This window comes from Paraburkholderia sediminicola (genome assembly GCF_902859805.1).
GTDB lineage: Bacteria > Pseudomonadota > Gammaproteobacteria > Burkholderiales > Burkholderiaceae > Paraburkholderia > Paraburkholderia sediminicola.
Genome location: NZ_CADIKC010000021.1, coordinates 68,492 through 79,326 on the forward strand (window position 1 = coordinate 68,492; position 10,835 = coordinate 79,326).

At 62.0% G+C, this 10,835-nt stretch carries 4 protein-coding genes; all 4 read right to left on the reverse strand.

Annotated features, from left to right (window positions below):
* Nucleotides 1-8: 8 nt before the first annotated feature.
* The gene (locus tag R8871_RS37375) at nt 9-920 is read right to left on the reverse strand and encodes a MotA/TolQ/ExbB proton channel family protein (RefSeq protein WP_093647161.1); all 912 of its coding nucleotides are present in this window, start codon (nt 918-920) and stop codon (nt 9-11) included.
* A gap of 76 nt (nt 921-996) precedes the next feature.
* A complete protein-coding gene (locus tag R8871_RS37380; protein ID WP_054043139.1) occupies nt 997-1,659 on the reverse strand; it encodes an energy transducer TonB in 663 nt (220 codons plus the stop codon).
* A gap of 1,017 nt (nt 1,660-2,676) precedes the next feature.
* Entirely contained in the window at nt 2,677-8,562 is a 5,886-nt protein-coding gene (gene uvrA / locus R8871_RS37385) for an excinuclease ABC subunit UvrA (RefSeq protein WP_175054923.1), read from the reverse strand.
* Between the two features lie 326 nt (nt 8,563-8,888).
* Nucleotides 8,889-10,397: a cysteate racemase gene (gene cuyB, locus R8871_RS37390; protein WP_175054924.1), complete on the reverse strand. Its 1,509-nt coding sequence runs from the start codon at nt 10,395-10,397 to the stop codon at nt 8,889-8,891.
* Nucleotides 10,398-10,835 lie beyond the last annotated feature (438 nt).

Consider the following 10,835-nt stretch of genomic DNA (forward strand, 5'->3'; position numbering starts at 1 on the left):
GACTCCGCTTATTGGACCAGCGATGCTTCACGAGCCGAAGCGCGTGCCGAGCGCCGGCTGCCGGCGAGCAGGACAGTGTGCAGTTGTGCGCCGAACGCACGAACCCGCTCCATGACCGACTTGTTGCGGCGAACCAGGAAGTTGTAGCCAAGCACAGCCGGCACGGCGACGGCGAGGCCGATCGCGGTCATGATCAGCGCCTCGCCCACCGGGCCCGCGACCTTGTCGATCGAAGCCTGGCCGGCGATACCGATTGCCGTCAGCGCGTGATAAATCCCCCACACCGTACCGAACAGACCGACGAACGGAGCCGTCGAGCCAACCGTACCGAGGAATGCCAGGCCGTCTTGCAGACGGTTCGATACGTTGGTGATCGCACGCTCGACTGACGTATCGATCCACGTGTTGCGGTCGACGGCTTCGAGCAGTGCTTCGTCATGATGCTCGCCTGCCTCGATGGCCGTTTCGGCGATGAAGCGGAACGGCGATGCTTCGTCGAGCAGCTTCGTGCCTTCGACCAGCGACGGCGCAGTCCACAGCTGTTCGTCGGCGCTCTTCGCACGACGGTTCGCACGGAACTGCTCGAAGAACTTGGTGATCATGATGTACCAGCTGCCCATCGACATGAGTACCAGCAGAATCAGCACGAAGCGTGCAACGAAGTCACCGTTCTTCCAGAGCGCGCCGAGACCGTACGGGTTGTTGACGGTTTCGGACGTAGCCGGCGCCGGCGGCGGCGTCGCCTCATCTGCGGCCGGGGCGGCCGTTTGCGGTGCGGCGGTGGTGGTGGCAGTGGCGGCAGCCGACGCGCTCGCGTCGCTCGCTTGCGCGTGGGCCATTTGCGGTGCCACAAAGGTATCCACCGTGGTTACGGCGAACAACATGGTTGCCGCCAATGCGGCGAGAGTACGCTTCTTCATGCCTGCTCCAAGTTCATTAGTACAACTTCTAAACCAAGACTGATAAATCGCTACCGGTACCGAACAGCCGTGGGTTTCAGTTCAGGTTAAACGAGAACGGAACTTGCACACGGACAGCCTGGCCTTGGGAAACGCACGTGAACTGCTTGACCGCGTTGAAGGCTGCGCGATCCAGTGAGGAATCGTCCGCCGACTTGGCAACACGTTCATTCGTAATATGGCCCTGCGGGTCGACTACAAATTCGATCAGCACATCACCCGTCACGTTGTTCTCCTGCGCTTCCTTCGGGTAGCGAATCGACGAACGGACCTGATCCGAGTTCGGGCACACGACCCCTACTTCCGCACTCACGGGCTTGCTCGGTGCAGGCGGTGCCGGCGGCGCGGGTGCGACGGCGGGCGCCGATACGACCGGTGCGGCCTGGTGCGTGATGGTCGGCTGAGGCGGCGTTTGCACCTGCACTTCCGGCGGCGGCACGAACGGCGGCGGCGGCGGTGCGAACTTCGGCGGCGGCAATTGCACGGTAGGCAATGGCGGCGGCGGAGGCGGCTTCACCGGCTCGATGATTTTGGTTTCAATTGGATGCTGGATGACCTGCACGACCTTGGTGGCAAGGCCATTGATGAGTGCATAGATCAGCACGATGTGCAGGAGCAGAACAACTGCGATACCGCCGAAGCGGCGTACTGGGTTTTGCTGCTTGCGCCCAAACTCACGCGGGCGTCCTGGCCTCTCCATACGGGCCGTTGCTGCCGGAAATTGCCCTTCGACTTTCGTACCCACCTTTACTCCTCCGGCGTGAACCGTCTATTTCTGTAACTGCAGTGCGCTTACATACGGCAACAACGTTCACTTCAGGCAACCGCATCCATTGCCCAGGCCTTTGATTTGTAGTCCAAAATTTATGCCGTAAGGCCCAACTCTGCTGCAACGGCACGGGTATGGCTGTTAGACGCCACGACGGCACTTCCAAGCAGTCAAACGATTATCTAAGTAGAAGTACTAATAGATTAATCTCGACTCGCTCATTTCCGTCTGGCATGAATATGCTGAAGACAATTTGATCTAAGCGCGCTGCAGCTCCTGAACTTTTTGCGCGTTTGTCACCTGCATTTCATGGGAGGCAACAATAGCAGGACAAAAAATGCGGGGTCAAACTTTTTTTGATGGGAGCATACTAAGTTTAGAGAGAACACTCTAACTAATGCGGTATTCGCGTCGCTTTAAAAGAATAAGCGTGTGTCGAACAGATGCAAGCGCGCCATGCGCGGCTCGCTAATTGGGATGCAGCCGGCATCGCGGGCTATGGTGACGCGCGATGAACTGCTGACAGGTCGCTGGTGATACGTAGCCGCAAAAGCCTGCTGGGCGGGCGCTGCGCGAGGGTTGTGTGGCAACCTCGACGGATTCCGAACAGGTCATCCAACGTACGTTTCAAGCGCCGGCCAGAGGCCTGCGTCAAGGCCGGGAAGATAGCAGAAGAAAAACACCGTTTCCAAATTTTTTTAGCGGTATTTACGACACTCTAAACACACATTTCAATTACGCCATTTATATAATTACAAATACATTCCACTTAATTACATATAGCCGACGACACCGATAATGCCCGACTCGGGTAAGTCGAGTGTCGCGACAATACCCGTTCATGGACCGCCAGTGGTCTGTTGGCTTACGTGTGAGCCGCCATGTGCGGCTCTCCAGACCGGACGAGCGAACCGGAGCGGCGCAAGCCATTTGCGCCGCTCCGCTGCCTTAACCGTTGGTTCCTTCGCTCGCGACGACCGCGGTATCATTCCGCGTACGCGCGAGTACGGGACGCAAGGCTGCACCGGTGTGACTCGCCGCAACACGGGACAATCCTTCGGGATCCGTAGCGGCGACAATCGTGCCGCCACCCACGCCACCTTCCGGACCGAGGTCAATGATCCAATCCGCCTCGGCAATCACGTCGAGATCGTGTTCGATGACAACGACGCTATGACCGCCATCCGCGAGACGATGCAGCACGCGAATCAGCTTCGCGACGTCGGCCATATGCAAACCGACAGTCGGTTCGTCCAGCACATACAGCGTGTGCGGCGGCTTCTGACCACGACGCGTGATGTCGTCACGCACCTTGCTTAGCTCGGTGACAAGCTTGATACGCTGCGCTTCGCCGCCCGAGAGCGTAGGCGACGGCTGGCCGAGCGTCAGATAACCGAGCCCGACATCCTTCATCAATTGCAATGGATGCGCGATGTTGGAGATCGGTGCGAAGAATTCGACGGCTTCGTCGATTTCCATGGTGAGTACGTCGCCGATATTCTTGCCGCGCCACGTGACCGCCAGCGTCTCGGGGTTGAAGCGCTGCCCGTGGCAAACGTCGCATGGCACTTTCACGTCGGGCAGAAAGCTCATGCCGATGGTGCGCACGCCCTGCCCTTCGCAAGCGGGGCAACGTCCTTCACCGGTGTTGAACGAGAAACGCGATGCCGTATAGCCACGCGCTCGCGCTTCGAGCGTGCCGGCGAACAGCTTGCGGATCGCATCCCACACGCCAATGTAGGTCGCCGGACACGAACGCGGTGTTTTACCGATCGGTGTCTGATCGACTTCGAGCACCCGGTCGATGGTTTCCCAGCCGGTGATCGCATCGCACCCTTGCCACGCATGCGTGACGTTCAGCGGCGCACGCGGCGCCGTGCGCGCCAACACGCTCGAACGCCGGTTCGCCGCCGGCTGGGTCTCGGCCGCCGCACGCGCACGCCGTGTAGCCGGCGACGACAGCACCGAGCGCCCCACCGCATCCAGCAGATTGGCCATCAGCACGTCGCGCGCAAGCGTCGATTTGCCCGAACCGCTCACCCCCGTCACCGCCACCAGCCGCGAAAGCGGAATGCCGACCGTGACGTTCTGCAGGTTGTGCAGCTTACCGCCGTGCACCGTTAGCCAGTTCTCCGGCACCGCGGCAACGCGCTTGGTCGGCGCGACCACCTCGCGGCGCGGCTGCAGCGGGTGCACGATCGGATTAGCAAGGAACTGCCCGGTCAGCGAATCAGGCTGCGCCGACAGATCGGCCACGCTGCCCTGCGCAACCAGCGTGCCGCCGCGCTTGCCCGCGCCCGGCCCGATATCGATGATGTGATCGGCACGCCGAATCGTGTCCTCGTCATGCTCGACCACCACCAGCGTATTGCCCTTTTCGCCCAGCTTGCGCAAGGCATTGAGCAGAATCTGGTTGTCGCGCGGATGCAGGCCGATGGTCGGTTCGTCGAGCACGTAGCACACACCTTGGAGGTTGCTGCCAAGTTGCGCGGCGAGCCGGATGCGCTGCGCTTCACCGCCCGAGAGGCTCGGCGCCGCGCGATCGAGACTCAGATAACCGAGCCCGACTTCTTCCAGAAATTGCAGTCGGCTGCCGATTTCGCTGATCACGTCGCGCGCGATTTCCGCGTCCCGGCCGCTCATCTCCAGCGTGTCGATCCACGCACGCGTATCGGACACCGTCCATTGCGCGACGTCGACGATGGCCTGCTCGCCGAACGTGACGGCGCGTGCAGTTGGGTTCAGACGTGTGCCGGCACAATCCGCACACGGCTCGTCGACGAGACCTTCCGGTTCCTGCTCCTCGGAAGGCAAGCTCTGCTCGCGGCCGCGGTTGTCGTCGACGATCACTGTGTCGTCGTATGCCGCGCGTTGTTCGCGCGTCAGCGCAAGGCCCGTGCCGACGCATGTCGTACACCAGCCGTGCTTGCTGTTGTACGAGAACATGCGCGGGTCGAGTTCGGGATAGCTAGTACCGCATACCGGACAGGCGCGCTTGGTGGACAGTACCTTCACCGTGCCGAGTTTCGCCGTGGAGCGGCTGCCGCTGATCGCGTCGTACAAACCGTCGAGCGGCGCCAACAGATGCATCACGCCCTTGCCGATTTCCAGCGTCTGATCAAGCGCCTGGCGCAGTTCTACTTCGTTATCCGGCGACACGACGAGGTCCGTCACCGGCAACTCGATGGTGTGCTCCCGGAAGCGATCGAGCTTCGGCCACGGGTCTACCGGCACGAACTCGCCGTCCACACGCAGATGCGTGTTGCCGCGCGCTTTCGCCCACTTGGCGAGGTCGGTGTAGACACCCTTGCGGTTCACGACCAGCGGTGCGAGGAAACCGACGTGCTGCCCTTTGTGATCGCGCAGCAATTGCGCCGCAATCGACTCGACGCTTTGCGACGTGACCGGCGTGCCGTCGTGGATGCAATGCTGCAGACCGAGCTTCACGTATAGCAGGCGCAGGAAGTGCCACACTTCGGACGTGGTCGCCACCGTACTCTTGCGACCACCGCGCGACAAACGCTGCTCGATCGCGACAGTAGGCGGAATGCCATACACCGCGTCGACCTCAGGTCGACCGGCCGGCTGCACGATGGACCGTGCGTACGCGTTCAGCGATTCGAGGTAACGGCGCTGCCCCTCGTGGAACAGAATGTCGAAGGCCAGCGTGGACTTGCCCGACCCGGATACACCGGTAATCACGTTGAATTTGCCGTGCGGAATATCGACATCCAGCGATTTCAGATTGTGCTCGCGCGCATTGACGATACGCACCACGTCCTCGCCTTCGATCACCCGCCGCGCACGCGCCGCGCTCAGCGCCTTTTGCAGCGGCACACCCTGCGATTCCGGTTCTGCCGACGCGTTCATCGCGCGATCGTATTGCAGCAATGCCTCGCCGGTATGCGATTCCGGACAAAGCTTGACGTCTTCCGGCGTGCCCGCGCACAGCACCCTGCCGCCGCCGTCGCCACCTTCCGGACCGAGGTCGATCAGCCAGTCGGCCGCGCGGATCACGTCGAGATTGTGTTCGATCACAATCAGCGAATGGCCGCTCGCCAGCAGCTTGCCAAATGCCTGCATCAGCTTGGCGATGTCGTCGAAATGCAGGCCGGTGGTCGGCTCGTCGAACATGAACAGACGTTTTGCGACCGGCTGCTTCGCGCTCCGCGCAGTGCGCGCCTGTGCCGATTCCGCGAGGAAGCCGGCGAGCTTGAGCCGCTGCGCTTCACCTCCGGATAACGTAGGTACAGGCTGGCCGAGCTTCACGTATTCGAGACCCACGTCGACGATTGGCTGCAGCACGCGCAATACTTCGGCATCCTTGGCGAAGTAGGCGGTGGCTTCGCTCACCGTCAGCTCCAGCACGTCGGCAATGCTCAACGCACGCGCCGGCTCGCCGCGCTCGATTTTGACTTCGAGCAGTTCCGCGCGATAACGGCGCCCATCGCAATCCGGGCAGCGCAGGTAGACGTCGCTCAGGAATTGCATTTCGATGTGCTCGAAGCCCGAGCCGCCGCAGGTCGGGCAGCGCCCGTCGCCAGAGTTGAAGCTGAACATGCCGGGGCCGTAACCGCGTTGCTGCGCGAGCGGCGCTTTGGCAAAGAGCTTGCGGATTTCGTCGAACGCGCCGACGTAGCTGGCCGGATTCGAGCGCGCGGTCTTGCCGATCGGTGACTGGTCGACAAACACCACATCGGTAACCTGGTCGGCGCCGCTCAGGCTCCTGAATGAGCCGGGCGATTCGGTGGCGAGACCGAAGTGCCGCGCCATGGCCGGGTACAAGACGTCCTGCAGCAAGGTGGATTTGCCGGACCCCGACACACCTGTCACGCAAACAAGCCGCTGCAGCGGAATCTCGACCGTGACATCGCGCAAATTGTGTTCGGTCGCGCCTTCGAGCACGATGCGCGGCGTGCTGTCATCCACCGGACGTTGCGACCAGTGCGCCGCGTCCGCCACATGCCGGCGACCACCGAGGTACTCGCCGGTCAGTGTGCCGGACGAACGGATCGCCTCAGGCGCGCCGTCGTAAATGATCGAGCCGCCCCGTTCGCCTGGCCCCGGACCCATGTCGATCAAACGATCCGCCGCGAGCATCACCGAGGGATCGTGTTCGACCACCACCAGCGTATTGCCCGCATCGCGCAGCCGATGCATCGCTTCGACGATCCGGTTCAGATCGCGCGGATGCAGACCGATGCTCGGCTCGTCGAGCACGAACAGAGTTTTGGTCAGCGACGTGCCGAGCGCCGTGGTCAGGTTGATCCGCTGCACCTCGCCGCCCGACAGCGTGCGGCTTTGCCGGTCGAGTGTCAGATAGCCGAGGCCGACGTCGCACAGATATTTGAGGCGCGTGCGCACTTCGGCGAGCAACAGCTTGAGTGCGTCGTCGAGCAAGGCGCTCGGCAAGCTGATTTCGTCGAAGAAACGCCGGATGCGCTCGATCGGCATCAGCATGAGATCGTGCACGGTGAGACCCGGCAAGGCCTCGAGTTGCGCACGCTTCCACTCGACGCCACGCGGCATGAAGCGCTTTTCGGACGTCAGCACCTCATCGGCATTCTGCTTGCTGCCCAAGCGCCACAGCAGCGATTCCGTTTTCAGACGCGCGCCGCCACAGGTCTCGCACGGCGTATAGCTGCGATATTTCGACAGCAGCACACGAATGTGCATCTTGTACGCCTTCGATTCGAGATACTCGAAGAAGCGTTTGACGCCGTACCAATGGCTCTGCCACTTGCCGTTCCAGTCCGGCGAGCCGTTGATGACCCAGTCGCGTTCGGCGTCCGTCAGCTCGCCCCACGGTGTGCCGCGGCGGATGTCGGCTTTCGCCGCGTAGCGCATCAGGTCGTCCTGGCATTCTTTCCAGGCGGGCGTTTGCATCGGCTTGATCGCGCCGTCGCGCAGCGTCTTGCGCGCGTCGGGAATGACCAGACCGAGGTCGACGCCGATCACGCGGCCGAAACCGCGGCAGACTTCGCACGCGCCGTAGGCCGAGTTGAACGAGAACAGCGCCGGCTGCGGATCCGCATAGCGCAGGTCGCTCTCCGGGCTATGCAGGCCAGTGGAAAAGCGCCAGATTTGCGGCTCGGCTTCTTTGGCTTCCGGCGCCTCTGGCGCTGCGGGCAGCACGTAGATATTGACGCGGCCGCCACCGCGCTTAAGCGATGCCTCGATCGCGTCGACCACCCGTTGCTTGTCGACCGAACTTAAACGGAAGCGGTCTGCCACCACGTCGAGCAGCTTGCGCTTACCGGTGGGCGAATCGACTTCGCGCTGCGCCTGCACACGCGTGTAGCCGCTCGCGGAGAGCCATTGCTCCACTTCCTGCTCGGACGCCGTCTCCGGCAACTCGACCGGGAACGTGACGACCAGCCGCAAATCACTCTCCGCAGTGCGCTCGAGCAGCTCGGCGTAAATCGTTTCGGGCGTGTCGTGGCGCACCTGCAGCGCGGTCTTGCGATCGAACAGTTCGGCCGCGCGCGCGTAGAGCAGCTTCAGGTGATCGTTGAGCTCCGTCATGGTGCCGACGGTGGAGCGCGAACTGCGCACCGGGTTGGTCTGGTCGATCGCGATAGCGGGCGGCACACCATCGACCCGATCGACTTGCGGCCGGTCCATACGGTCGAGAAACTGCCGGGCGTAGGCGCTGAAGGTTTCGACGTAGCGCCGCTGCCCTTCCGCGTACAACGTGTCGAACACGAGGCTCGATTTGCCGGAGCCGGACGGCCCGGTGACGACCGTCATTTCGCCGGTTCGTACGTCGAGATCGACGTTCTTCAGGTTGTGCTGGCGCGCGCCGCGAATGCGGATAATTCCGTTAGATGCCAATTTTTCCGACCGTCTGAATGAGTGGACCACCTCTCACGGACGCCTCGCGACCGCGCAAGTTCGGAGTACCCGGCTGGCGGAACGACACGCCAAAGGCCGGGTTGTAGGGGGATACTATACTGTATATTTATACAGTTTTCCATGACACGGCACGGCGGCGCCGAGCGTGGCTCGATCAGCCGACCAGCAAGCGATGTGCCGTTTCAGAGGGCGCCATGCAGCCGTCAGGAGATGACGGCGAAGGGAGAGAAATACAAGGTTTTTCTGCGCGGTGCGGGGCCGCACGCAAGCCGGAATCCGCTGAAACCAGCCGGATCTCCCCGACCCTAGCCGAAGACGCTTTCCACGTTAAACCGGCCCATCACCGGCGCCGCTGGTTCCGAAGCGTGCGCCACTCCGCTGCCGCCGAGCGCGTAAGCCACGCAGCGTTTTGCCAGCACCTCGGTCGGATCGACAAGCCGCACCACCAACCCGTCCGGCCGCGTCAGCGTCGAACCGCGCAGCAGCAGCGGCAACTCCGTGCAGCCCAGCACGATGACCTGCACGCCTTGCGCGACCAGGTCATCTACCGCAGCCGCGAGGTCGTCACAGCACTCGCCTGACGTGTAGCCCGCCTTGGCGCCACTCGGCCCATAAACCGCGTTCATGAGCCGGGCCTGGGCGGCCGCGGCCGGCGCGATCTGCACGAAGCCGCATGCTTCGAGCGCCTTTTCGTAGACCCGGCTCGCCAGCGTGCCCGAGGTGGCCAGCACACCGACTTCGCGCAGGCTCGGGAAAGTCTCACGCAGATAATCTGCGGTACAGGTCAGCATATTGACGATCGGAATGGTCAGCGTCGGCTGAATGCCTTCCACGAACGCATGCGCCGTATTGCACGGAATCGCGATGAGATCCGCGCCGCCCTCTTCGAGCGTCTTGCAGGCAGCATAGAGTGCAAGCGTCGGATCGTCGCCGTTGCCGAGCAGCGCTTCAGTGCGATCCGGAATCTGCGGATTCTGCTCGACCATCACCTTGATGTGGTCCTGGTCGCAGTTGGCCGGCGTGTTGCGCACCAGTTTCGCCATGAAATCGACAGTCGCCGCCGGGCCGACGCCGCCCAGCACGCCCACCTTGAAACGCCGCTCCGGCTGCGCATATTGCGCCGCTGCAACGTAGCGCGCGTAGACGAGATTGGTATCGATTAAGGGCACTTCCAGCGTGCCGAGTGCACGCGCCACCAAGGGGATTTCGGCGAGCCCGGGAACGATGATCTCCGCACCTTGCGCAATGAGGTCGGCGCATGCGGCGCGCAACAACTCGACTGGCCGGCCATACAGGTGCCCGCATTTGATACCCTCGTCGCCGTACACGGCGCTCGTTACGCAATCGACGCCTGCTTCGTCACGCGGATGCAGCACCTCGAACCGCGCACTGTCGAAATAGCGTTCGAAAAGGCCGTGGCGGCGGATCGTCCCGGAAGTCAGCACGCCGACACGGCGAACCGACGGAAAAGCCTGCCGTACGTGTGCCGAGAGCGCGGCCATGATGTTAGCGATCGGCGGCGCCACGTTCGCCGAGAGTTCATCGATGAAGGTATGGCTGAGGAAGCACGGCAAGACGATCGCATCGACGCCGCGTTTCTCGAAGGCTCGAATCGTGTCGAATACGTGGATCTTGAATGGCGCGCTCGCGGCGCCTTGCGTTGCCGGTCCTTGCCACGAATGCTGCTCGAGGACGAAGTCGAACGGCTTGGCCGCGCCGGGCCGGCGCCACGCCGCGGTCATCCTGCTCAATACGTCGACGCTTGCGAGCGGCGACGCGCCCATCACCACACCCAGCGAACGATGACGATACATGATGGCTTTCCCCTGTCGTTTTTTCAGTTCGCCTTGATATTAGGATGCTTTCGGGGATTCAGGATGTTGTTAATCACGAAATAGCGGGTTTATGCCTGGGTGAGCGCTTACTGAATGTTTTCCTGTGGGGATGTTTGTTCGTATTTTGTAATTGGGGGTGAGTGGCGTTGCCCTTATTTGGGGGTTTATCGAATTCGGTTGCCTGCGCGGCGCTTTTGTTAGTGTTCTTGGCGTGTTGGCCTTTTCTTGTTCTGGATTTCGTGCCTTTCCTTGTTCTGGATTTCGTGCCTTTCCTTGCTCTGGCTTTAGTGCCTTTCCTTGCTTTGTTAGTGGTCTATTAGCGTTCCCCCTGTGCGGGGGGGCACTGTGGTGGTCAAGTAATCCTGGACACTTTTTCCGCTTTCCACTTTTTCTGCATGGTGATTTCGTATTCGGCGG